Annotated in this window: 24 protein-coding genes; 18 read left to right on the top strand and 6 right to left on the bottom strand. The window is 51.4% G+C overall.

What is annotated here, in order from left to right; translation table 11 throughout:
- Window positions 1-89: 89 nt before the first annotated feature.
- A complete protein-coding gene (locus ATL17_RS07500; protein WP_133572114.1) occupies window positions 90-425 on the bottom strand; it encodes a DUF4189 domain-containing protein in 336 nt (111 codons plus the stop codon).
- A 361-nt stretch (window positions 426-786) separates the two neighbouring features.
- Between ATL17_RS07500 and ATL17_RS17055 the strand changes: the two genes are divergently transcribed.
- Together ATL17_RS17055 and ATL17_RS17050 are read left to right on the top strand one after the other, a co-directional pair.
- Window positions 787-2,022 carry a HAMP domain-containing protein gene (locus ATL17_RS17055; RefSeq protein WP_246028645.1) on the top strand — a complete coding sequence of 412 codons (1,236 nt, stop codon included), beginning with the start codon at window positions 787-789 and terminating at the stop codon, window positions 2,020-2,022.
- A 74-nt stretch (window positions 2,023-2,096) separates the two neighbouring features.
- The gene (locus ATL17_RS17050; RefSeq protein ID WP_246028644.1) at window positions 2,097-2,747 is read left to right on the top strand and encodes a methyl-accepting chemotaxis protein; all 651 of its coding nucleotides are present in this window, start codon (window positions 2,097-2,099) and stop codon (window positions 2,745-2,747) included.
- A 68-nt stretch (window positions 2,748-2,815) separates the two neighbouring features.
- Here ATL17_RS17050 and ATL17_RS07490 read toward each other — a convergent pair whose 3' ends face one another.
- Complete coding sequence (locus ATL17_RS07490; protein ID WP_133572113.1) at window positions 2,816-3,277, bottom strand: Lrp/AsnC family transcriptional regulator; 462 nt, start codon at window positions 3,275-3,277, stop codon at window positions 2,816-2,818.
- Between the two features lie 129 nt (window positions 3,278-3,406).
- On the opposite strand from ATL17_RS07490, the gene hppD reads away from it, so the two are divergent.
- Window positions 3,407-4,531 carry a 4-hydroxyphenylpyruvate dioxygenase gene (gene hppD, locus ATL17_RS07485; RefSeq protein ID WP_133572112.1) on the top strand — a complete coding sequence of 375 codons (1,125 nt, stop codon included), beginning with the start codon at window positions 3,407-3,409 and terminating at the stop codon, window positions 4,529-4,531.
- Window positions 4,532-4,718: 187 nt separating this feature from the next.
- Complete coding sequence (locus ATL17_RS07480) at window positions 4,719-6,758, top strand: putative bifunctional diguanylate cyclase/phosphodiesterase (RefSeq protein ID WP_133572111.1); 2,040 nt, start codon at window positions 4,719-4,721, stop codon at window positions 6,756-6,758.
- A 13-nt stretch (window positions 6,759-6,771) separates the two neighbouring features.
- Here the strand turns inward: ATL17_RS07480 and ATL17_RS07475 are convergent, their stop codons facing one another.
- Window positions 6,772-7,653, bottom strand: coding sequence for a MurR/RpiR family transcriptional regulator (locus ATL17_RS07475; RefSeq protein ID WP_133572110.1), 882 nt, complete (start codon window positions 7,651-7,653; stop codon window positions 6,772-6,774).
- Window positions 7,654-7,834: 181 nt separating this feature from the next.
- Between ATL17_RS07475 and ATL17_RS07470 the strand changes: the two genes are divergently transcribed.
- From ATL17_RS07470 to ATL17_RS07455, 4 genes are all read left to right on the top strand, one after another.
- A complete protein-coding gene (locus ATL17_RS07470) occupies window positions 7,835-8,341 on the top strand; it encodes a TRAP transporter small permease (protein ID WP_133572109.1) in 507 nt (168 codons plus the stop codon).
- The gene (locus ATL17_RS07465) at window positions 8,341-9,621 is read left to right on the top strand and encodes a TRAP transporter large permease (protein ID WP_133572108.1); all 1,281 of its coding nucleotides are present in this window, start codon (window positions 8,341-8,343) and stop codon (window positions 9,619-9,621) included. The genes ATL17_RS07470 and ATL17_RS07465 overlap by 1 nt, the downstream gene beginning before the upstream one ends.
- Window positions 9,622-9,694: 73 nt before the next feature.
- Window positions 9,695-10,750, top strand: coding sequence for a TRAP transporter substrate-binding protein (locus ATL17_RS07460; RefSeq protein WP_133572107.1), 1,056 nt, complete (start codon window positions 9,695-9,697; stop codon window positions 10,748-10,750).
- Between the two features lie 119 nt (window positions 10,751-10,869).
- Window positions 10,870-11,364 (top strand): hypothetical protein, encoded by a 495-nt coding sequence (locus tag ATL17_RS07455; RefSeq protein WP_133572106.1) that lies wholly within the window; start codon window positions 10,870-10,872, stop codon window positions 11,362-11,364.
- A gap of 11 nt (window positions 11,365-11,375) precedes the next feature.
- Here ATL17_RS07455 and mctR read toward each other — a convergent pair whose 3' ends face one another.
- Together mctR and ATL17_RS07445 are read right to left on the bottom strand one after the other, a co-directional pair.
- On the bottom strand, window positions 11,376-12,014 hold the full coding sequence (gene mctR / locus ATL17_RS07450) for a two-component system response regulator MctR (protein ID WP_133572105.1): 639 nt from the start codon (window positions 12,012-12,014) through the stop codon (window positions 11,376-11,378).
- Window positions 12,015-13,442: a cache domain-containing protein gene (locus ATL17_RS07445; protein WP_133572104.1), complete on the bottom strand. Its 1,428-nt coding sequence runs from the start codon at window positions 13,440-13,442 to the stop codon at window positions 12,015-12,017.
- Window positions 13,443-13,673: 231 nt separating this feature from the next.
- On the opposite strand from ATL17_RS07445, the gene ATL17_RS07440 reads away from it, so the two are divergent.
- The 5 genes from ATL17_RS07440 (at window position 13,674) to ATL17_RS07420 (ending at window position 18,617) form a co-directional block, all read left to right on the top strand.
- Entirely contained in the window at window positions 13,674-14,774 is a 1,101-nt protein-coding gene (locus ATL17_RS07440; protein WP_208111134.1) for a TRAP transporter substrate-binding protein, read from the top strand.
- A 70-nt stretch (window positions 14,775-14,844) separates the two neighbouring features.
- Complete coding sequence (locus ATL17_RS07435) at window positions 14,845-15,603, top strand: TRAP transporter small permease subunit (protein WP_133572102.1); 759 nt, start codon at window positions 14,845-14,847, stop codon at window positions 15,601-15,603.
- Window positions 15,600-16,973: a TRAP transporter large permease gene (locus ATL17_RS07430; RefSeq protein WP_133572101.1), complete on the top strand. Its 1,374-nt coding sequence runs from the start codon at window positions 15,600-15,602 to the stop codon at window positions 16,971-16,973. Before ATL17_RS07435 ends, ATL17_RS07430 begins: the two co-directional genes overlap by 4 nt.
- 120 nt (window positions 16,974-17,093) lie before the next feature.
- A complete protein-coding gene (locus ATL17_RS07425) occupies window positions 17,094-17,981 on the top strand; it encodes a c-type cytochrome (protein ID WP_133572100.1) in 888 nt (295 codons plus the stop codon).
- Between the two features lie 24 nt (window positions 17,982-18,005).
- Entirely contained in the window at window positions 18,006-18,617 is a 612-nt protein-coding gene (locus ATL17_RS07420) for a LysE family translocator (RefSeq protein ID WP_133572099.1), read from the top strand.
- A 31-nt stretch (window positions 18,618-18,648) separates the two neighbouring features.
- On the opposite strand, the gene ATL17_RS07415 is transcribed toward ATL17_RS07420, so the two are convergent.
- Entirely contained in the window at window positions 18,649-20,238 is a 1,590-nt protein-coding gene (locus tag ATL17_RS07415) for an L-aspartate oxidase (RefSeq protein ID WP_133572098.1), read from the bottom strand.
- Between the two features lie 166 nt (window positions 20,239-20,404).
- On the opposite strand from ATL17_RS07415, the gene ATL17_RS07410 reads away from it, so the two are divergent.
- The 5 genes from ATL17_RS07410 (at window position 20,405) to ATL17_RS07390 (ending at window position 24,252) form a co-directional block, all read left to right on the top strand.
- The gene (locus ATL17_RS07410) at window positions 20,405-21,040 is read left to right on the top strand and encodes an SH3 domain-containing protein (protein ID WP_133572097.1); all 636 of its coding nucleotides are present in this window, start codon (window positions 20,405-20,407) and stop codon (window positions 21,038-21,040) included.
- Between the two features lie 127 nt (window positions 21,041-21,167).
- On the top strand, window positions 21,168-22,037 hold the full coding sequence (locus ATL17_RS07405) for an ABC transporter six-transmembrane domain-containing protein (RefSeq protein WP_133572096.1): 870 nt from the start codon (window positions 21,168-21,170) through the stop codon (window positions 22,035-22,037).
- Between the two features lie 66 nt (window positions 22,038-22,103).
- The gene (locus ATL17_RS07400; RefSeq protein WP_133572095.1) at window positions 22,104-22,604 is read left to right on the top strand and encodes a CreA family protein; all 501 of its coding nucleotides are present in this window, start codon (window positions 22,104-22,106) and stop codon (window positions 22,602-22,604) included.
- A gap of 68 nt (window positions 22,605-22,672) precedes the next feature.
- Entirely contained in the window at window positions 22,673-22,882 is a 210-nt protein-coding gene (locus ATL17_RS07395; RefSeq protein ID WP_133572094.1) for an alkylphosphonate utilization protein, read from the top strand.
- A 185-nt stretch (window positions 22,883-23,067) separates the two neighbouring features.
- Window positions 23,068-24,252: a hypothetical protein gene (locus tag ATL17_RS07390; protein ID WP_133572093.1), complete on the top strand. Its 1,185-nt coding sequence runs from the start codon at window positions 23,068-23,070 to the stop codon at window positions 24,250-24,252.
- Window positions 24,253-24,283 lie beyond the last annotated feature (31 nt).

The following is a 24,283-nucleotide window of genomic DNA, read 5'->3' as shown; positions in this document are numbered from 1 at the left end:
ATAGAGCTGAGAGGTCTCGGGGTTTGGAAAACCCTGACTGGATTCCCGCCTGCGCGGGAATGACGATCAAACGGCAGGTCGCCACTTATTTATCGGGATGTGCAGGCCCAGCTTGCAATGCGGCAATTGCGGTCATTGGGGACGCAATAGGCAATGGCGCGGCTTTGGGCTTCCTGTTTGGATGTATGCCAGGCCCAGCCCCATCCACCGGTGTCGCCTTGCGCGATGGCACCACAGCTATTGTAAAATGTCTTGATGATGGTGCAATCACCCTCGCAACTATTCTGTACCGCGCGCGCTGCTGCTTCTTGAGAGGGGAAGTCATATGCGGTGCCCCAGGCGCCGCCAGGCCCAGCGCCCACTGCGCCCCAGCAGCGCCCATTTGCACATGCCGCCATCGCAGTGGTGGGTAAGGACGTTAGCATCGTTAGTGCCACGACCAAGTTTAACCCCTATATATGTCCCATCACCATCCTCCATTCGATAAACGTCTTTTATATCAAGGGGTTCGGAAATGGCAAGGCGAGGTGCTGTACCATATTTGACCCTTCGTGCCTTTCGCAAAGCCGCCATCACCCTAGTGTCTTTTAGGGTTGCCAAAATGATTGATGTTTTCACCGGTTGAACGGCGTCGTGCAGTTGCCGCACGTTTTTGCCAAGCTGGCCGCACGCCTGCTCGCATTTGCTTGGTGCTTTCCATTTGCAGTTAATGCTTTTTTACCCCTTCATGCCTATGATTCCTAGAATGCGGGGTGGTTTGCCTGCGTGCATTGTTGGAGAAATTTGATGAAACTAACCAATCTAGTTACGGGGATTGCTGGTGCCTTGGTGGTCGGGGTTGTTGCGGTGACCCTGTTTATTGCCCAACTTGCCTCAAATGTTGATCAACAGATCGAGCGGTCGCTTGATGAGGGCATTGATACATTGGTCACGGCAGAGGAAATTGCTGTCACGGTGCAGGATATCAAGATTGATGTGATTCAGGTGCAGCAATGGCTGACCGATATTTCAGCCACGCGGGGGCTGGATGGGTTAAATGACGGCTTTGATGAAGCTGCAAAATATGCGCAGGAATTTGAGCAAAAATTAGCGATTGCGCGCGCATTGGCGCAAAAGTTTAAGGCGGATAGTGTTCTAACCTCCCTTGATAATGTTGAGCAGGCATTCGGACCATTTTATCGCGTGGGTCAAACAATGGCCCAAGGTTATATTGATGGGGGCCCGGAGGTGGGCAATAAATTGATGCCTGAGTTTGACGGTGTGGCTGCTGCCATGGGCGAGGCCATTGATCGGATGGTGGATGAAATCAAGACCCTCACAGCAGCCGAGCGCGACATTGTGGTGGCGGCACGGGATGATGTGCTGGCGCAGCAAGCGTTGCGCACCAATATTGATTTGCTTAGCCATATTGGTTTGGCCTTGGCCAGCCTGGGCATTGTGGCCATGTTTGTTGTGCAACTGCGCAAATTGGGCAAGGTTGCCGATGTGGCCACTCAAATTGCAGAAGGCAATTTGGATGCGCCTAAATTGGGCACATCCCGCTGGTATGAATTGGCAGCACTTAACAAGTCAATCGGCGTGTTCCGCGATAATGGCTTTGCGATGCGAGCCATGAATGAAGAAAAAGAGGCCATGGAAGCGCGCGACCGGGAGAAGCGGGCGGAAATGATGTGCGAGTTGCAGGCCGCTTTTGGTGATGTCGTTGACGGCGCGGCAGAGGGTGACTTTACCCAACGGGTTGAGGCGAAATTTGCCGATGACGAATTGAACAATTTGGCGCGGGGTGTCAATAATTTGGTGAGCAATGTTGAGCGCGGGTTGCGGGAAACCGGGACTGTGCTGGCGGCCCTTGCCCATACTGATCTCACCTTGCGTGTGGAAGGCAATTACAGCGGTGCGTTTGCGAAATTGAAGCATGACACCAACCATGTGGCTGACCGATTGACCGAAGTGATTGGGCAATTGCAGGTGACCTCAAGCGCATTGCCACAGGCGAGATTCTGGCGGGTGCCAATGATCTAAGTGACCGGACAACGCGCCAGGCCGCAACGATTGAAGAAACCAGCGCCGCAATTGAACAGCTTGCGGCCACCGTGATGGATAATGCCAGCCGTGCTGAACAGGCCACCGGCAATTCAAAAGAGGTGGCGCGCACTGCAGAAGAAAGTGGCGAGGTGATGGACAAGGCCAATTCGGCCATGGAACGCATCACCCAATCCTCTTCAAAAATATCAAACATTATTGGGTTGATTGACGATATCGCATTCCAGACCAATCTGTTGGCGCTGAATGCTTCGGTTGAAGCGGCGCGGGCGGGGGAAGCCGGCAAGGGTTTTGCGGTGGTCGCCATTGAAGTGCGGCGTTTGGCGCAATCAGCCGCCGAAGCGTCTGCTGATGTAAAAGAGTTGATCAGCCAATCCGCAGATGAAGTTTCAAATGGCTCAAAATTGGTGGCCGATGCTGCGCAAAAACTTGAGGAAATGCTTGGTTTTGCCCGCTCCAACAATGATATAGTCCTGCAAATTGCGAAAGAAAGCAAAGAGCAGGCGGCCGCAATTGACGAGGTGAGCGCTGCCGTGCGGCAAATGGACGAAATGACTCAGCATAATGCTGCCCTTGTGGAAGAAACAAATGCGGCAATCGACCAAACCGAAACTCAGGCACAGGAGTTGGACCGCATTGTCGATGTGTTCCGACTGAATAAGTCAGGCTCGACGCACAAGACAGTGCGGTCGGCAGCGGCCTAAATGTTGCCATCGCCCTATGATCTTAACCCTCTGCCCCGATTTCAAAGGGCAGGGGGCTTTACGGTCATTTAAATGGGCAGTGCACTGGTTTCTTTTAAGGTTTCCAAAACAATTGATGTTTTGACATGTTGCACGGATTCGTGCGGCAGGAGGACGTCGTTGACGAATTGGCGGAGACCGTTCAGGTCTGGGGCGACGACTTTGATGAAATAGTCCATTTCGCCTGTCAAGGCGTGGGCTTCCAATACTTCCGGCAAATCTGAAATCAGGGCGGCGAAGCGTTTGGCGTTGTCGCGGTTGTGGGTGGCCAGCGTCACATTGATGATGGTGACGATGCCCAGTTTGAGATTATCCCGGTCCAGATGGGCATGATAGCCGGAGATGATGCCTTCCTCTTCCAGCCGGGCGCGACGACGTGAACATTGGGATGCGCTGAGATTTACGCGTTCTGACAACTCATTGTTGGTGAGCCGCGCATCTTGCTGCAAAAGGCTGAGGATTCTTTTATCGTAATTATCGAGTTCGCTCATTTTGTGCGTTTCTTGGCATTTTTGTGCGTGTTTTGTGCAAATAATAGATGTGGGGCGATGAAATCGCAAGCACATTGCACTCGCCATGCGCCATAATAATCGTCAGACAATTTTGATAGGGAGAGACAAATGGGTCCGTTTCCACATGACGCGCCTCCGGCGAAAATTACTGACGAAAACCCAGCCGGCACAGACGGCTTTGAATTCGTAGAGTTTGCCCATGATGAGCCTGAAAAGCTTGAAGCGCTTTTCACCAAGATGGGCTATACGCCTGTGGCGAAGCACAAGAGCAAAAACATCACAGTTTGGCGCCAGGGCGACATCAACTATATTTTGAACGGCGAAAAAGACAGCTTTGGCGGTCGCTTTGTTGAGGCGCACGGCCCTTGCGCGCCTTCCATGGCGTGGCGGGTTGTTGATGCGCAACATGCGTTTGACCATGCCGTGAAAAATGGTGCCGAGCCTTATGAAGGCGACGACAAATCTATCGATGCGCCAGCGATTTTGGGCATTGGCGGTTCTTTGCTGTATTTCATTGAGAAATATGGTGAGAAGGGCTCTGCTTATGAGCATGATTATGAGTGGATTGGCGAAGCAAATCCAAAGCCAGAGGGTGTTGGGTTCTATTATCTCGACCACCTGACCCACAATGTGTTCCGTGGCAATATGGATAAATGGTGGGACTTTTACCGCGATTTGTTCAACTTCACTCAAATCCATTTCTTCGACATTGATGGCCGCATCACTGGCCTCACCAGCCGTGCGATCACATCGCCTTGTGGCAAAATCCGCATTCCGCTGAATGAGTCAAAAGACGATACCAGCCAGATCGAAGAATATTTGAAGAAATATAAAGGTGAAGGCATTCAGCACATCGCTGTGGGTTGCGACGATATTTATGATTGCACCGACAAATTGGCTGACAATGAATTGAAGTTCATGCCTGGCCCACCAAAGACTTATTATGACATGTCTTACGACCGCGTGAATGGCCATGATGAGCCGCTTGATCGCATGGCGAAGCACGGCATTTTGATCGATGGTGAAGGCGTGATCGACGGCGGCATGACCAAAATCTTGCTGCAGATTTTCTCCAAAACCGTTATCGGCCCGATCTTCTTTGAGTTTATTCAACGCAAAGGCGATGAGGGCTTTGGTGAAGGCAATTTCCGCGCTTTGTTTGAATCTATCGAACGCGAGCAGATCGAACGTGGCGTGCTTAAGGCTGAAGACTCAGTGACCGCTGCAGAATAGCAGGGCACCAAAGAATAAGAGAGCCTAGGGGTAAGGCGCGTCCGGCTTGGACGCGCCTTTTTATTTTGTAATTATGCTTTTAGTTAAATAGCTGAAAAATAAGAGCAAAACCATATTTGTAAAGACTTATGTAATAAGTTTGGATCAGGTTTTGAAACTGATGTTTTACAAATTTTTGGACGCATAGATGAGCCGTTGGGGTTTTGTCGCTACAATTATTTCTATTGTCAGTGCGTTTTGCGTATTGGTGTTTTTTGCATCTTCAATGTCACCTTTGTTGGTGCAAAAGCTGAGTGATTTGGACGCCAAGCAATTGGCGCGCAAGTCAGCTTTGTCTTTGCGCATGGAATTTGACCTGCCGGGCGAACTGGCACCGCCACGGCACGACATCATTGAATATTTGGTGGAGCAATTTGTGGTGAAGTCTGAAGTTTCAGACGAGAGTTACCCCACCAGTTTTAATCCTTTTGACATGGACCAGTCAGGCCATTTTGGCTCGGTGACGGGTTATGCAGTGTTCACGCGCTTTGGCCAACTTACGATTGCTGGCGGGCAGCCTTTGATGCGGGATTTGCAAAATAAAGATTTTGCAGAAGAGGTTGGTGCTTCTATCCGCGATGGGCGTACGCGTATTTTTGAGTTGCCGCAAGTTAGCAGCACGGGCGCGCCTTCGCCCTTGGCGGTGATTATTCCGCTAGAGCGGTTGGGTATGTCGCGCGGGGTGGTGAGCATTGAGATTGATCGCCATCAAGTGGGTCAATTGATGGTGCGCGGGGTGCAGGTCTCCTCGCAAATGACCTCTTTTGTTTTGGTGATCTTGGCCTTTTTTGTGTTGGCGCTTTTATCTTATTGGGGGCGGCAACGGCGCATTGCGGAGCGGCATGCGATCCATTTGGCCGACTACGATCCACTGACCGGGTTGCCCAATAGACGAAAGTTTAGACGCGATATTGAAGCGGCTTTGCAGCAGGCGCGGTGGGAAGATCGCAATTTCAACCTGATCAGCCTTGATGTTGATGCGTTTAAGCAGGTCAATGATTTTTATGGCCATGAGGCCGGGGATCGCTTGCTGGTGGTCGCAGCCAAACGGTTGAGCGCAACCTTTGGCAAATTGGGGCAGGTCTATCGCTTGTCGGGCGATGAGTTCGTGGTGATTTGTTGGGCGGATGGTCCACTAAAGCCTGCGGATATGGCCGAACGATTTGATCAGGCTATGCATCGGCACATCACGACCGATCATGTGCGGTTTACGGCAACCATGAGCGCGGGGAGCGCCCGTTGCCCGCAAGACAGCAAGACCATTGACGGGCTGACCAAATGCGCAGATTTGGCGCTATATGAGGCCAAGGCCAAAGGCACCGGACAGTTTGTTGAGTTTACTCCTGAAATGCAGGCGGCGCAGGATGAACGCTTTTTGCTTCAGCGCGAGTTGGAAGTTGCGCTGGAAACGCAGGCCTTGGAAGTGGCGTTTCAGCCTCTGGTGCGGTCGTCTAACCGCCAAGTGATGGGGTTTGAGGCGTTGGCCCGGTGGCCGCATCCGCGTTTGGGGGCTGTAAGCCCAGGTGTGTTTATTCCGCTGGCAGAAAGCACTGGGCTTATTGGGCAGCTGACAGAGCAGATGTTGTTTAAAGCCTGTAGCGCGGCGTTGCACTGGCCAAATCATATGATTGTGGCGGTGAATATTTCACCTGTTTTGCTGCGCAGCGAAGAATTTGTGCAAAATATTGTTAAAGTGTTGGAGCAGACGGGGCTGGCGGCGCAGCGCTTGGAAGTGGAAATCACCGAGGGCGTTTTTGTTTATGACACAGAGCGCGTTGTTGGGCACCTTAAGGCACTACGTGCGCTGGGTGTGCAGGTGGCGATGGACGATTTCGGCACCGGCTATTCTAGCTTGAATTATTTGACGCGACTGCCAATCAGCAAACTGAAAATCGACAAAAGCTTTGTTGATCGGATTGGCGAAGATTCTGCCAATGATGCGGTGGTGAGCTGTGTGGTTGGTTTGGCCAAAACGCTGGGCATTGCCACAACAGCGGAAGGGGTGGAAACCGAAGCGCAGGCCACGTTGTTGCGTGGTGTTGGGTGTGACTATTTCCAAGGCTATCTGTTTGGGCGCCCTACAATTGACCCGACGGCCACCATCATTGCCTCGCGCAACAATTTGGCGCGGGTGGAAAGCGGCTTAACGGACGAGCAAAAGGCGCGACTTCGAGCAGCTTGCGCCTAAAATTTCATATAAACTAGTCGCCTACGGGTTGCGGGCCAGTGTTGCCGTGCAAGGCGGTGAGGCTTGAGCGGATGCGGCGCAGATTTTCCTTTGTGTGTTCCGGCCTTTGACGCGCCACGGTGGCGGCAAGAATGTCGATGGTGGCCAAGAACACCAAGCGCGAGGCGGTCGGCTTATAGATATCGGGATCTTCAGGCAGGCTGAGCCCGATGGTGAGATCGCACGCATGGGCCAATGGCGATTCTGGCTTGGTGAGTGCGATGGTTTTTGCCCCATATTGCCGGGCAACTTTGGCGCTATCAATGTTTGAGCGCGGTAAGCCCGTGGCGGAAATAAACACCATAACATCTTGTTCTGTGAGCGTGGCGGCGTGCATGCGCTGCAAATAGGCGTCTGAGACTGCGTTGGCGGCAAAGCCTAGCCGGAAAAAGCGATTTGCGGCGTCGAAAGCCACAGTGGTGGACCCGCCACCAACGCCGCAGAAAATGATTTTCTGTGCCGCATTGATAAGGCCTGCGGCGGTTTTAATCTTGTCTTGGTCTAATTGAGAGCGAGCGACATTGGCGGTGACATAGAAGGTTTGGAAAACCTGATCGATCAGGTTTTTCTGATGATTATCCGCCTCGTTGCCAGACACTAGATATTGCAATGACACCGCCACATTCTGCGCTAAGCGAATTTTGAAATCGCGATAGCCGGTGCAACCCAAAGTGCGGCAAAATCGAATGACAGTGGGTTCTGACACTTCACAAGCCGCCGCTAGGCTGGCCACTGACATGTCGCTGACTTGTTCCAGATTTTTCAGTACGTAGCTGGCTACGCGCTGTTCACGCGCATTATAGCTGCCGTCCTTCTGACGTATCTGCGAAATAATATCCAATGCTGTATCGCCCATAATATGTCTCAAAAATTGCGGGCCGAGACCCGCAAATTCTCCTCCTCAGTAAGAAACATGATTCGCCAGTTTGAACGGCAATTATCCTTATGTTTGATATTAAACTACAAAAAATGCGCTTTACAACGCGTTTTTTATCCCATATTTGTAGTTTTACTACATTATGCAAGGGGGAGTGTGGATGTCAGCTATCGCAGCGCGATTGAGCACAGCATTGAATTGGGGCGTTGAGCGCTTTGTAGCGATCCTTATGGCGCTATTGGTGCTTGATGTGTGGATCGGCGTTGTTGACCGCTACATTTTTCACTGGCAGTTGCCGTGGCCAGAAGTTGTGGCCCGCTATTTGATGATCTGGGCTGCAATGTTGGCGATTTCAGCGGGAATTGCGCGGCGCGAGCATATTGGCTTGCATGCCCTGATTTCAAAAGTCCCTCATTCGATCCGTCGCTTTGTGCTCTTGGGGCTCGATCTGGTGACGTTTTTACTGTTCTTCTATGTGTTCTGGTACGGCATCGGCTTCGCCCAAACAGGGGGCAATCGTCAGGCTATGATCTTTGGCATGACCTTGTTGATCCCGTTTGCTGCCATCCCTGTTTCGGCCGCAATTTGCGCCATTCAAACACTTCTTGTTGCGATCAGAGATCAAGGTGCACTGGTGGTGCCAAACTCCGAGGGGATGGTTGAATAATGATTATTGCTCTCGCTTTTGTTGGTTTGGTTATTCTTGGGTTGCCGATTGGCTTTGCGCTTGGCGCTGCTGGCGTGATTGGGCTTTATCAAATTGGCGGCGACAATTTTGTTGCGCTTGGCCCGGGCAAAATGTTCAACGGCCTCAATATTTTTCCGTTTTTGGCGATGCCGTTTTTCATCCTTGCGGGTGAAATTATGAACCATACAGGCATCACTTCTCGACTTGTGATGTTGGCGCAAGTGCTGGTTGGTCATTTCCGTGGCGGACTGGCGCACACGAATATGTTGGCCTCTGTGTTTTTTGCTGGGTTAACCGGGTCCGCAACGGCGGATGCGGCAGCGTTCGGGAAAACTTTGGTGCCTTCCATGGTGGAGCGTGGCTATCGGCGGGATTATGCCTGCGCTGTGACAGCAGCTGGGTCCATTATCGGGCCGACCATTCCGCCTTCTGGCTTGATGGTTGTATATGGCTCCTTGATGGGGGTTTCCATTGGTGGTTTGTTTGCCGCCGGTTTGCTGCCTGGCTTGATCATTTGTGCCGTTTGTATGGCGGTGATCGCCATTGGTGCGCGGGCAAACAATTTGCCGCAAAGCGAAGAGCGGGCGCGGCTGCCGCAAATCTGGGCGACCTTTAAAGAGTCGCTGTTGGCACTGTTTATGCCGATCATCATTTTGGGCGGTATTTTGGGGGGCATTGTGACCCCGACAGAGGCGGCGTCTATTGCTGTTGGTTATGCTTTGTTTATCGGCACGTTCGTTTATCGCAAGATCAATATGGACGATATGGTGAAGATGCTGATCCGCACAGCGCGGGTTACAGGTGTGATTTTCGTGATCATCGCCTTTGCCTCAATTGTTGGCTGGTATCTCAGCTTCAATCAAATTCCGCAAATGGTGGCCAACTCCATTTTGGGGCTTTCTGACAACCGCTATGTGGTGATTGCCCTGATCATTGGCTTGTTGTTGTTGATCGGCATGGTGATGGACATCACTGCGATCTTGATCATCTTGGCCCCGGTGTTGGTGCCGCTGACCGCTGCGATTGGGCTGGAGCCTATTCATGCAGGGATCATTTTTGTGCTGGCGCTCAACATCTCGCTCATGACGCCGCCTGTAGGCGCGTGCCTGTTTGTTTTGTCGTCAGTAACCGGCGAACCACTTGAACGCATAACCGCGAAGCTTTGGCCATTCTTGTTGGCGGAAGTGGCGGTGCTGTTCGTGTTTGCCTTCTTCGAAGATTTGGCGCTGCTGATGCCGCGCATGCTTGGATTTGCTTAGGGCAGGGACTGCTTAAAGCGAACGGTTTGCGCCCGCCGTCTTAACTTTGGGCGCGTTTTAAAGGGAGTGAAAAATGACTTTGAAAAAATTGGCACTTGGATTGACACTTGGCGCGGCAATTGTTGGCGCAGCGAGCTCGGCATTTGCGGACACCAAAATCCTGAAATTTGCCCATGACAATAAAACTGATCCGTTTGAAAACCCAGCACATGCGTGTACTGCCGTTTTCGCCAACATTGTTGAAGCGGATACAAATGGCTCGATCAAGGTTGAGGTTTACCCTTCTAACCAGTTGGGTTCTGCTGCTGAGCATGTGCAGTTCATTCAAGACAATGTGGTGCAAGCAACATTGACATCAACTGGCGCGATTTCATCTTACTATCCGCGCATCGACGTGTTGAACTTGGCATTTGCCTTCGACCACAATGCAGCGACATATGAAGTGTTTGATGGCCCGTTCGGCACTGCACTTGCTTCGGACATTGAAGCCACTATTCCAAATACAAAAGTTTTGGGCTTCCCAGATACAGGTGGCTTCTTCGCGATCACCAACTCAAAGCGTCCGATTGAAAAATTGGAAGACTTTGAAGGTATCCGCGTGCGCACCATGACTTTGCCTTCTCACCAAAAAATCATTCAAGCGATGGGCGGCGAAGCCTATCCATTGTCTTGGGGTGAAGTTTACTCAGGCCTGCAAACTGGCGTGATCGACGGGCAGATGAACCCTGTGCCGATCATCTCCTTCGCGAACTTCTCTGAGGTTCAGGACTACATGACACTGACCAATCACTTGTTCTCGCCTTACACCTTTATGATGTCAAAATCATTCTGGGACAGCTTGAGCGAAGATGAGCAGCGCGTTGTGAATTATGCGGCTGAAAGCTGCGTGACTGCGAGCCGTGGTTTGAGCCGCATCATTGAAGCGTCTGACCGTGGTTTGGCTGGTTTGATGGACAAAATTGAAGTTACCGCGCTTTCTGCTGAAGCGCGTGAAGAGTTCAAGGCAGCGGCGCAACCTGCTGTGTTGAAGCATGTGGAAGAAGAGTTGGGTGAAGAAGGCGTAGCGCTTTTGAACCAGTTTAAAGACGCTGTTGAAGGCGCCAACAATTCTACATATTTGGCTGACTAAGCATTCTATCCCTAAGAGTGCAAACTTGAGCGGGCTTTCGAGCCCGCTTTTTTATTTGATGCATATCATGTGGTGCGCGGGTGAATTGCGTTAGGTTGCCCAAGGCGAGGGCGGAAACCATGAATGTGCTGCGGACATTTTTAAGAAGTTGTATTTGGCTTTGGGTGCCGCCGCTTGTGGCAAGTTTTGCCTTTTGGCCAAAGCTTGGCTCTGCCTATCAGCCAGAGTTTTTCTGGCGGGATATTCCAGTTTTGCTTGGCATGGTTGAAAATGTTGCTCGCATTGCCACCATAAGCTTTTCGGTCATTATGTTGATGAGTTGGCGCACACCGCGCCAGAGATTGGGCCTATGGATCTATGTGATTGGCATTAGCCTTTACGTGGCTTGCCAATGGATTATCGTGCTGAACCCAACGGGTTGGTGGGCCACTAGTGCGCTTGGGTTTCTCGCGCCTGCCTATACGCCAGCAATCTGGCTATTGGGAATTGGCATGATGGGCAACCAATCTATGGTTGGGCGTTTGGCGCGGCCCCATTTCTATTTTTGGGGATTGGCAGGCATCTTTCTAGCCGCGCATATTTCTCATGCTTATTTGGTGTTTACGCGGCTCTAGCAGAAATGCGGTTAGCCAATTAGGCCGTTTGAGATGGCATATTTGGTGAGGCCTGCGGTGGTGGAAATGCCAAGCTTCTTCTTGATATTTTTGCGGTGTGTTTCAACCGTGCGCACGGAAATGTCTAGCTTTTCGGCGACCTCGCGATTGGATACACCTTCGGCGACCAGCAACAACACGGCCTGTTCCCGCGTGGTGAGCGGAGTTTCAATGTCTGATTTTGGCTTATCCGCCATCAATGCCTGTGCAGCGCCCGTGGAAAAATATGTGCCGCCAGCGGCTACCGTTTCGATGGCATGAACGATTTCGTCTGTCGACACGTCTTTCAACAAATAGCCGGAGGCGCCATACATGGTGGAGGTTGAGATATATTCCCGACTATCGTGCATGGACAGCATCAAAAGGCGGGTGTGGGGCAATTGCTCCTTAAACACCTCAATCGCGTCAATGCCATTCATTTCCGGCATGTTAATGTCCATCAACACCACATCAGGTTTGCTAGCCGTTGCGATTTTTAGGCCCTGCTTGGCAGACGAAGCCGCGCCGACCACTTCAATATGCGCGTAGGTTTCAAGCACGGAACGGATGCCTTCCAAAACCAATGGGTGGTCATCAATCAGGATGATTTTGATGGGGGTGGATCGGCTCATCTATGCACTCGTTGCTTCTTTTAGATCGGCTTGTGCCGCGTCTTTTTCCTGTTCTTTCTCATGGGTGAGATAAATGGAAGACGGCAGTTTGGCAATTAGATGGGTGCCATTTTGAGTTGTTTTTATGTCCAGCGTGCCGCCAAAATGCTCCATCCGCTCCTGCATGTTGCGTAAGCCAAGACCTGTGCGCTGCGGGGCAATATCGCGCGTTGATTTTCGGCGCGCCTCCAACAGATTGGAAAAGCCGCAGCCATTATCGGTGATGTGCATTTCCAGCCCTGCTTTGGTGCTTTTGAGCTGTAGCAACACTTTAGTGGCGCCGGAGTGCCGCTCAATATTGTTTAGCGCTTCTTGCGCTACACGATAAACAGCGGTTTTGGCGTCTGTGGGCAATAGGTTTTTGAATGCCACGCTTTTGAGTTCAACATGAATGTTGGTGCGTTCGGCAAAATTGCCTGTAAGGGCTTCAAGCGCCGCGGTGAGGCCCAAATCATCAAGAATGCCCGGGCGCAAATCGTGGGAGATGCGACGCACTTCTTTAATGGCTGCATTGAGCGCTTCGGCGCCATGTTCAATGGTGGCCAAGGCATTTGCGGTGCCTTTTTGCGCCTGCCTTTGCGCAAGGTCGAGCACATAGCGCACGCCAACCATATTTTGCGAAATGCCATCATGCAGTTCGCGGGCGATGCGGGTGCGTTCTTCTTCTTGTGTGTCCACGATTCGCTGGGTGAGTTCTTTCAATTTGGTGTCAGCCATTTTGCGCTCGCGCAGATTGAGCACGATGCCGGTGCCAAACACAGCAAAAACCGCTGGCACGGTGATCAGGGCAACCCAGAAAAAGGTTTGGTTCACCCGGTCGCTTAGGCTTTGATTGGCGGCAGCAGTTTGCGCCAGAATGTCGTCAATATAGGCGCCAGTGCCGACCATCCATTGCCATTTATCCAAGCCCACGGCATAGCCAATTTTATCGGAGCGTTCGCTGGAAGACGGCTTCTCCCACACATAGCGGTGGAACCCGCCGCCATTTTTTGCCGCGGTGATTAGCGCTGCAACGTCTGGGTGGTCTGCCCAGTTTTCGCCGATGCGGAATTGCTGGCGCGGGTGCACAATGTTGGTGCCGTCGTAATGATATACGTAGAAATAGCCATCTTCGCCAAATTCGAGGGTTTGCAAAATCCTGATAACGCGCTGTTTCGAATTTTCGTCATCAGATCGAGCAGGGCCATAATAGGGGGCGATGGCGGTCATCGCCAGTTCGATATAATTTTTCAGCTCCGCCTCTTTTGCCGCCAGCATGGATTGCTCAAACGCGGTGATGCCCTGTTTGGACAATTCGCTGGATTGCCAGGTCACCAAGCTGGTGATGGCCAGAATGGCCAAGATAAGCGGCAGGGTGGCAAGGGCGAGGATCTTTTGTCTGAAATTCATATGCGACAGCATTTTGTAACCTTTGCCAGATTGTCGAGGCCTGTTTTGCGGGCGCTCCGTAGTAATGGGTAATTTAGCACAAGTTGGTCGTGCTCAAAGCCATTGTTTGTCGTAGAAAGGTCGCAGACATAGCTAGCCAGTTTACGCAATGCGCTGGTTCGGTCTATAATTTGACGGTTACTTTTGATGTTAGCCATTAAGAGGGCCGAGTTCATTTTTTGGGAGGAATTAATGAAGAGACGTGAGTTTTTCAAAAAAGCTGGGGTTAGCGCTGTTGGCGCTGCTGGCGCTGCCACATTGGCAACACCTGCGCTTTCTCAGGGCAACATGGAATGGGTTGCTGTTTCTGCGTTTGGTAAAGCGGGCCTTTTGGGCGCTGCTTTGGACAAATTTGCTGAAGATGTGGCCACCATGTCTGAAGGTAAATTGACCATCAAAACATACCATGCTGGTGAGCTTGTTGGCGGCCTGGAAGCGCTGGATGCGGTTCAATCAGGCACAGCCCAAATGGGCTTTGGTGCGCCTTACTATTGGGAAGGTAAATCAGACAGCATCTCATTTGTTGCGGCCATGCCTTACGGTTTGAATGCGCAAGAGCAAAATGCTTGGTTCTATTATGGCGGCGGCATCGAAATGGCTGACCGTTTGAGCTACAACCCGCTTGGCGTAAAATTCCTGCCAATGGGCAACACAGGTAACCAAATGGGCGGCTGGTATGCCAAAGAAATCAACACAGTTGATGATTTGGATGGCTTGAAGTTCCGTATGCCTGGCCTTGGCGGCGAAGTGTTGAAAACATTTGGCGTGAACGTTGTGTTGTTGCCCGGTAACGAAGTGTTGCCAGCTTTGACATCAGGCGCGATTGACGGCACCGAGTGGATTGGCCCTGCGGCTGACCTTGGTGCTGGCTTCTTTAAAGTGGTGCAAAACTACTATTACCCAGGCTGGCACGAGCCTGCCACTGTGCTTGACTCATTCTTTGATATGCAAGCTTGGGAAGCTTTGGACGATCATTTGCGGGGTATTGTTGAGCGCGCTGCTGCTTCAACCAACCTTTGGATTCTGTCTCGCTTCCAGGCTGTGAACAATGCGTCACTGCAAAAGCTTGTGAATGAGAATGGCGTTCAGTTGCGTCCATATTCTGATGAGTTGTTGCAAGCGATTGGTGAGCGGACAGCTGAAGTTGTGCGTGATCGCGCAAGCGCTTCACCTGAAGCCTCTGAGCTTTACAACTCATTGATTGAATGGCGTCGCACAATGGTTGAATGGTCAGGCATTTCTGAAGGTAAATTCATGAATGCACGGACATCAGCTAAGTTTGAAGCCATATAATCAACATGCTTAAAAGAGCCGTCGGCCTCGGTCGGCGGCTTTTTTGTATCGGGGAGCGGGGGGACACTTCATGTCTGGCCTAGTGCGCGCTCTACAAAAGGGTTGGGCCCCTGTATGTGGAGCTATTTCTAACGTTTATCTGCGCGCGATTGTTGCGTTGGCGGTGTGCATTGCCATTGGCTATGCCGCTGGGTTCAGCTTTCAAGATCGCGCCGGCACACATGCCAAAATACATGCCATTGTGGCGGGTGTTTTAGCGCTTTTGGTGTTTGTTGCAGACACAGAGGTGCGACGCAAAGTTGCCAACATTATTGACCGGATCAATATGGTGATCGGCCATATTATGGCGTGGACCGCGCTGATCTTGGTGCTCAATGTGTTTTTGGTGGTGGTGCTGCGCTATGTGTTTTCCATCGGCGAAGTGTGGATGCAAGAAAGCTATATCTGGATGCATGCCTTCATCTTTATGCTCGGCGCAGGTTATACGCTTTTGCACAATGGGCATGTGCGCATTGACTTGATCTATGCTGGTGCGTCAAAACGCTATCGCGATGTGGTGAATTTGCTGGGCACAATTTGTTTCGGGTTCCCTGTACTTTGGCTGATTTATTGGCGCGGCTTTGACTTTTTCCAGCGGTCCTATTCTCGCATGGAAGCCAGCGCCGAGGTGGGCGGCCTTCCCTATCTTTTCGTTTTGAAGGCGGTTATTCCCGCAATGGCTATTTTACTCGGCCTGCAGCTTATCTCGCTCAGCTTGCGTGCAATTGATCGCATGATCACAGGTGAAACAGTTGGTCTTGTCAGCGAAGATGAAGAGGTGATGGCATGACCCCAGAGCTCTTAGCGTTTATTATGTTTGGGGTCACCATCGTGATCCTTATTTTGGGCTTTCCTGTTGCCCTGAGTTTGGCTGGGTCCGCCATTTTGTTTGCCTTTATTGGCGATCAGTTGGACCTGTTCCGTTTTGCCTTTTTGAACCTTTCGCCCACGCGGATTTTCTCCACCATGAAAAACGAGCCTTTGGTGGCGGTGCCGCTGTTCGTTTATATGGGGGTGGTGCTGCAGCGATCGGATATTGCAGGGCAATTGCTTGAGTCTATGGGCCAACTTTTTGGCAAAATGCGCGGTGGCCTTGGCTATTCTGTGGTGATTGTGGGCGCTTTGTTGGCGGCTTCAACTGGCATTGTTGGCGCCACAGTGGTGACCATGGGGTTGATGAGCCTGCCCGTGATGTTGAAAGCGGGTTATAACCCGAAAGTGGCATCGGGCATTATTTGTGCGTCTGGCACATTGGGTCAGATCATTCCGCCCTCAATTGTGTTGGTGCTATTGGCCAGCATTTTGCAAGGTGTAAATGAAGAAGCCGCAGCTTTGATCGGCAATTTGGCACCAGATCCTGTGACCGCGATTGACTTGTTTGCAGGGGCGTTGATCCCGGGTCTTTTGTTGGTTGGGCTATATCTGGGCTGGGTGTTTATTCTCACCATTATTCGCCCTGATGATGTGCCGTCCATGAAAGATGAAAGCGTGCATGCGCCGACATTTGGCACTTTGCTCAAAGCGGTGTTGCCGCCATTGATTTTGATCGTTTTGGTGCTTGGGTCAATTTTGGCGGGTATTGCCACCCCAACCGAGTCAGCCGCCGTTGGTGCGATTGGCGCAATGGTGTTGGCATGGCAGTCCAAAAAGCTCAATTTCGCGCTGTTCCGCGATGTGGGCTTAGAGACGGTTAAAGTTTCGTCCATGGTCTTCTTGATCATTATTGGCGCTGGCTTGTTTTCAACCGTGTTCAAAGGCTTTGGCGGTGATGATGTGATCGCTGAGTTTTTGCGCCACCTGCCTGGCGGTGCGTTCTCTGCCTTGTTGCTCGTGATGTTGTTGATGTTCTTCTTGGGCTTCTTCCTCGATTTCATCGAAATCATCTATGTGGTGGTGCCGATTGTTGGTCCGATCTTGATCGCCTTGGGTTATGACCCATTGTGGTTGGGTGTGATGATCGCCATCAATTTGCAAACCAGCTTCTTGACGCCGCCATTCGGGTTTGCCCTGTTCTATTTGCGCGGGGTGGCGCCTAAGGATTTCAAAACAAGCGATTTATATGCTGGGGTGTTGCCCTTTATCGCCATCCAAATTTTGGCCTTGGCGTTGTTGTGGACCTTCCCAAGCCTTGTGACCTGGCTGCCTGATTTGTTGTTCTAGTGTCATAAGATCACGTTTTATTGAAAGGCCGCCCAATGGGCGGCCTTTTGCATTTGTTGACATCATAGGCTGGCGCCCAGATAGTTGGGCGGGGATGTTTTGAAACATAGAGGTCTAATTATGCGGCGTATTTTTAAGATTGTTTTGGCCCTTGGTGTTTTGATTGGCCTTGGCGCTGCTGTTTATTTCTTCAAGCCTGTGAACGGGCCGGAGCGCGACCTCAGCCTCGAGGCAGATGCAACCCGCGGCAATTATGTTATGCGGATTGGCGGCTGCGTTGCGTGCCACACTGACCTTAAAAATGAAGGTGCATTTTTGGCTGGCGGTGCCGCGCTGGAAACGCCATTTGGTGCATTTGTGCCCCCTAACATTACATCTGATAAAGACGCAGGCATTGGGGCATGGACGCTTGAGGAATTTTCACGCGCCATGAGCGTGGGGGAAGGCCCCGGCAGCACACATTATTATCCCGCCTTTCCATTCGATAATTACACCTTGATGAGCGACCAAGATATTGTTGATCTTTACGCCGCGCTGATGGCCACTGATGCGGTGGCGGAAAAAGCGCCTGAACATAATGTTGGTTTCCCATTCAATATCCGCCTCGCCATGCTGGGGTGGAAAAATATGTTCTTCACGCCGAGGCGTTTTGAGCCAAATCCTGAAAAATCAGAGCAATGGAACCGGGGTGCATATTTGGCGAAGGGCCCCGCCCATTGTGGGGCATGTCATACGCCGCGTAATTTGCTGGGTGCTGCAGATGCCAGCCAGCACTTTAAAGGATCGCGCGGGGGCACAGGTGGATCATTTGTGCCTGCGATTGACCCGGCAAGTTTGAAAGCTGCAGATTGGGACGAAGCCTCGCTTAAAGATGCGCTGACTGGCGGCTTTACGCCAGATTTTGACACGCTTGGCGGGTCAATGGGTGAGGTGATCAATGAATCACTGATGCATTGGACTGATGAAGATTTAACTGCGTTGACGACTTATTTGTTAGAGGGCGAGTAGCCTGATTTAAAAGCGAGAAATAATATGTCTTTAGAGTTTTTACTGACCTCACTGGTGGTGGTTTTGTTGCCCGGCACTGGTGTGCTGTACACTTTGGCAATCGGCCTTTCCCGGGGCTTTAAAATGAGCGTTATGGCCGCATTTGGCTGCACCCTAGGCATTATTCCGGCGGCGCTTGCCAGCGTGGTGGGGTTGGCCGCGATCTTGCACACGAGTGCATTGGCGTTCCAACTGATCAAATATGCTGGCGTTGCTTATCTATTTTATATGGCGTGGGGCATTTTGCGCGAGGGTGGTGCGCTGGATGTTGAAAAGGCGCCAGACGTGAAAAGCGCACGCAAGACCATTCGCGATGGTGCATTGCTCAATGTGTTGAATCCGAAATTGTCGCTCTTTTTCCTCGCCTTTTTACCGCAATTTGTGCCAGCCTCAGTCGCCAACCCGACGCCTCTTATGCTGAGCCTTGCCGCGATCTTTATGGGCATGACATTTATTGTTTTTGTGGGATATGGGGCCTGTGCTTCTTTGGCGCGCGACTTTGTTTTGTCGCGCCCAAATGTGTTGCTTTGGCTGCGGCGAGGTTTCGCGGGCACGTTTGGCTTTTTGGGCTTAAAGCTGGCCTTTTCTGATCGATAGGCAGATCGGAGATTTTAGGTGGGGCGCTTGTTTAGCAAGCGTCCCTAATTCTTAGCGCTTCGGTGAGCGTTAGCGTGGTGTGGTCTCTGAATTTTGGGTTTTTCTCCGGATAATCGGAGCGGTAATGACCACCACGGCTCTCCGTGCGCTGCAATGCAGCGGCGGCCACCAAGGTGGCGGACACGGTCATATTCAAATAGGAACGGGTCACGTCGCGCGCTGTTTCTTCCAGCTCTCTGATTTTGCGCAGAGCGGTTATTAAGCTTTCTTCGGACCGTTCCACGCCCACATAATTGGTCATGATATGGCGCAATTGCTGCACTGCTGTCAGGTTGCGCAACATGCGTTCTGCTTCTTCGCCCTTTTCCTCGTCCCACTCTATCCCGAGATAGGGGGGCAGGCTTTTATTGATCGGTTCTAGGCCAGAAATATCTTCTGCGATGCGTGCGCCAAACACGACGGCTTCCAGCAGCGAGTTAGATGCCAAGCGGTTTGCGCCATGCAAGCCGGTGCAGGAGGCTTCGCCACAAACCCAAAGGCCAGCCAAGGAGGAGCGACCGCGATCATCCACCTTTACGCCGCCCATATGGAAGTGTGCGGCAGGGGTGACGGGGATCATTTCAACAGCAGGGTCGATGCCTGCTTCTTTGCAATAATTGGCAACGGTTGGGAAGGCATCATAGATGCGGCTGCCAAGCGCTTCGCGTGTGTCCAAAAACACTTTGCGGCCTTCTTGAATTTGGCGGAAATTGGCACGGGCCACGATGTCGCGTGGGGCCAGCTCAGCATCTTTATGCACATCAAGCATAAAGCGATCGCCAAGATCATTGACCAAGATTGCGCCTTCACCGCGCAGGGCTTCTGTGGCCAAGGGCGCAGGGTCTTGCCCCACAGCCATAGCTGTAGGGTGGAATTGCACAAATTCGCTGTCGGCAATAAGCGCGCCTGCGCGGGCAGCCATGCCCATGGCGTGGCCCCGCACGCCGGGCGGGTTGGTGGTTACCGCATAAAGCCCGCCCAATCCGCCTGCCGCCAACACGGTGGCGCGGGCGCGGATGAGGACGGGTTCGGCATAGCGATCGCCAAGTTTACGGGCATAAACACCAATGACGCGGCCATCGGCACGCGCCAGATCAACAGCCGTGATGCCTTCAACAATGCGAATGGAGGGCGTGTTGCGCACCTCTTCGATCAGGGCCGCCATGATCTCGCGGCCCGCCCGGTCGCCGGATACACGGACAACGCGATTGACTGAATGCGCCGCTTCTTTTGATAGAATGAATTGGCCGTTTTCATCGCGGTCAAATGGGGTGCCCCATTTGGCCAAATCTTCGATACGCTCTGCCGCTTCTGCCGCAACGGATTCTGCCAGTTCGAAATCCACAATGCCTGCGCCAGCAATATCTGTATCGCGGGCATGGGCTTCGGCGCTATCGCCTTGGCCGACCGCCGCGGCAACACCGCCTTGGGCCCAACTTGAGGATGCGCCAAGGCCGAGTGGTTTAGGCGACAATACAGTGACCGGGCGGGGCGCCAACTTCAGTGCACAAAACAAACCGGCCAAGCCTGCACCCACAATTAGGGCGCCTTCGGCGTTTAAAACATTGTCATAAATAGTCATAGGCGCGTTGATACCTTTGGGCACCGAGCGGTGCGAAATAGTTTGGCGGCTATAGATACATAGATTGCGATGGGTTGCAAAGGGTGCAACATGTGAGGCTTATATAGGAACGGGTGGCAAAGTTTGGTTGCATGCTCAGACAAGTGAGGGGCGCGGGAGAGGGAATATGAGATTTTCGAAAATTATGTTTGGTGCAATTGGTGCATTTTTGATGAGCGGTGGCGCGGCGATGGCCAGCGGGCCGTTGCCAGATGGCACATTATTTTTGTGCGACGAGGGCGAACCTTATGTGCAGGTTCTGGTGCCCAGCGGTCAGGATATGAATCCCATTCTTTTGCTTGGTAGTGAGCAAATTGAAATGAAACCAACCCCGGTTGCATCTGGCTATGGTGCGGAGGTGATTTTAGGTCCACATCATTGGATGGTGCATGGCAAAGGGACCGACAATTTGCTGCTGATGAAGGATGATGATGCGCCAAAGCAGTGCAAGGTTACACCGACCAGCAGCACCTCCTCAGAAGTTTCTGGCGAGGCAGATGGCTATGTGTCGAGCATGGGTAATTTTGCGCTCGGTGGCAATGTCCGCTCTGGTCCCAGCATACAAGATGAAAAAGTCGACAGTCTGGCTTATGGTGAGCCAATTGCCATTGTGTCACGCACCGATGTGCAATTTGATGGCTATGAATGGTTTGAAATTGAATATAGTGAGGGCTTGCGCGGCTATATGTGGGGCGGCATTATGTGTTCTAATGCGCTGCATATTATCGGGCTTTATGAAAGCTGTCCTGCAGACCTGAATTAATTTGAGAGATTAATAGAATGACCGTTCTGTAAAACCTATATATTCCCATAAACCATGTTGAACTGCGCCGCTGCATGGATTGCGGCGGCAGCTTCGTTTTGATTTTTTGAATATTTAGGATTTTACAATGTCACAAATTGAACGCGTATGGCGCGACGGCTTGTCGTTGCGTGCGGTGGGTTTTGCCTACCTTTCCAAAATCATCATCACATGGACATTGCTGGTGTTGGAGGCGCTGCTTACTTTGCTGTTGCCATTGTGCATTGGCCGTTCGGTGGATGCGTTAAACCGTCAAAGTTTCTCTGGCCTTATTGAATTGGGCGTGCTGATTGTTGCGCTGATTGTTATTGGCAGTGCCCGGCGTTTTTATGATACGCGCGCCTATTCTGCCATTCAGCGCGATTTGAGCAATAGCCTTGTGGCGCGAGAAAAGGCGAAAAACTTGCCTATGTCTAAAACCGTCGCACGAGTTAACTTGCTGGGTGAACTGGTCGAGTTTTTGGAGCAATCCCTGCCCACACTCATTCTGACGGGCATTATGTTTGTTGGCATTTTGATCGTGGTGTTTGGCATCGATATGCGGGTGATGGGGCTATGCTTTGTGGCGTCCATATTGGTTGTGTCGATTTATTGGTTGAGTGGTGGTGCCTATTTGCGGCTCAATAAAGGGCAGAATGACGAATATGAACGACAGCTAGATATGCTTGCATTGCAGGATGTTGGAAAAGTGGATCGGCATTTTCGCCGTTTGATGCGCTGGCGGGTGCGGCTTTCGGATTTGGAAACGGTGAACTTCTCGCTTGTCTGGGTTGTTCTGGCGGCCATGTTGCTGGGGTCGATCTATTTCATTGTTGACAATGGCGCGATTTCAGCGGGGCAGAAAATCACGACGATCATGTATGTATTTGACTATATTGAAGTTGTCGTTGGCCTCCCGATTTTCTATCAAGAAGCTTTGCGGCTGAAGGATATTACCGGGCGTTTGTCTTCTGATTGATGCTGCGGGTTGTAATATGAGGTTTGGTGCCCATTTATGAGAGAACAGAATTGAATGGAGTGTGACATGAAGCGATTGATTATCGCCGGCTTTGCAGCCATTGGCCTTATGGTTGCGCCAAGCTATGCCGAAGAGGCAGGCAAGATTGGTGTTGACTGGGTTGGCAATGATATCTTGATCGAGGCCGTGCACGATAAAGAGGTGGACGGCATCACCTGTCACTTGGCCTATTTCGATCGCGGGATGATTGATCGGTTGACCAAGGGCAATTGGTTTGAAGATCCGTCGAACTCTTCCATTGCTTGTCGCGCGACGGGTCCGATTGTGATCCGCGACATTCAGCTCGATAAGGATGGGGAGGAGGTCTTTAAAGAAGGCCGCTCGTTCCTATGGAAAAAGCTGGTGGTGAATCGGATTTATGACAAGAACAACAACACCATGATTTACCTGTCGCATTCGCGTCAGGTGACGGATGGATCTGCCAAAATGGCCATCTCGACCGTACCGCTTTACGGTGTTGATGTGACGTGGGATCCTGAATTTTGGCCAGAAGGTGCACCAAAATAAGTTTTTTGGGCGACAGGCCGGATGCAATGGTTTAAGCCTCGCTCTAGTGTTAGAGCGAGGTTTTTTTGATGAGCGCGAAAGATTGTAACGGGGCTGCCCTTGAAGATGGCGATAATGTTCAAGTCAACAAAGATTTGAAGGTTAAAGGCATGTCGAAAACATTGAAGCGGGGCACATTGATCAAAAATATCCGCACCACAAACAAAGACAGCGAAGTTGAATGCCGCATCGGCAAATCGACAATTGTGCTCAAAACTGAGTTTTTGAAAAAAGCCTAAAACTCTTCGTTCTTCTATAAAATAGCATCTTGCCTGAATTGCGTTTCCTGAGCGCAAGGGGCGGTGCTGTGTCAAATTTCCAAACAAATTGCTTCGTCATTGGAAAGTAAAATCACCAGCTTGATATTCGTAACGTTATAACATATGAGTCGCAGATGTTATGATATTACATTTGGTGAATTGAGATGAAGAAAAAGATTTTGGCGTTTGGTGTTTCAACATTTGCATTGATGGCGGGCGCGGTGAACGCAAGTGCTGACGAGGCATGGCGCTATTTCATTGGCGACCATGAAAAAGCGCAAATCACTGTGATTGAGCAAGGAAATGATCCAATTGTTTGGGATCAGTTGGCTGAGCCAGCGCGGTTGCATTTGAGTGAAGATGGAGAATTGTTGTTTGCGGTGCAGCGCAGCAAGGGGCGCGTGGATGTGGCTGAAACTGGTTTGCATGTGGAAGATCACGGTGACCATGGCGATCTGCATTTGGAAGCGCCTGCTTGGCAAGGGCTTTTTTTGACCGGTGCGCGGCCAACTCACTTTGTTTTGCATGGCGATGAAGTGGCAGCCTTTATGGATGGCACAGGGAGTGTGGCGAAAGTGGATGTTTCGGCATTTGATGACGCGTTTGAGGTGAACTACACGGTTACCGATGCGCCGCATCATGGTGTTGCGGTGCCGCTGCATGATCATATGCTGATCACTGCGCCAAATATGGAGGAGCCAGGCAGCTTGCCCAACCATGTGCAGGTTTTGGACAAAGACGGAGAGCAGCTCGGCGATCTGCATGAGTGTAAAGGCTTGCATGGCGAGGCCAGCTCCATGCACAAAATTGCGTTTGCCTGCATTGATGGCATTTTGGTTTTTGATGAAGACGATTTGAGCAAATCAGCATTCTTGCCTTATCTGGAAGAACTGGGTGAAGGGCGCTCAGGTCGCTTGGATGGCGGAAAAACTGTTCAGTTTTTTGCAGGCAATTTTGGCAAAGACAAAATGATCTTTATCGATGTGGAAGGCGAGGGAAGCTTCACATCAGTTCAATTTGAGGCGCCGCTGGTGAGCGGATATTTGAACCCTGCCAATTCTGGTGAGGCTTTTGCCCATACAGCAGATGGCAAGCTGCATAAGATTGATGCGTTTAGCGCGAAGATTGTTGCATCAATTGACGCGACGGCGCCCGTGGATATGGAACAGCCTTGGTATGCGCCGCGGCCTAATTTTACATTTGCGGGAGACCATATTGCATTGGTGGAGCCGTTGGCGAACGCGCTGAAGCTGATCTCTACTGATGAACTGGCCGTGTTGGAGGTGATTGACGTGGCGGGCAAACCTTATTCAATTGTTGCCGCTGGCGGACATCTTTCTGATCACTAATAAAAAAGCCGGGGCACTGCCCCGGCTTTAA

It is taken from the genome of Maritalea mobilis, assembly GCF_004363175.1.
In the GTDB taxonomy this organism is placed as follows: domain Bacteria; phylum Pseudomonadota; class Alphaproteobacteria; order Rhizobiales; family Devosiaceae; genus Maritalea; species Maritalea mobilis.
Note: the sequence above shows the minus strand (reverse complement) of the source record. Positions and strands in the feature narration are given on the sequence as shown.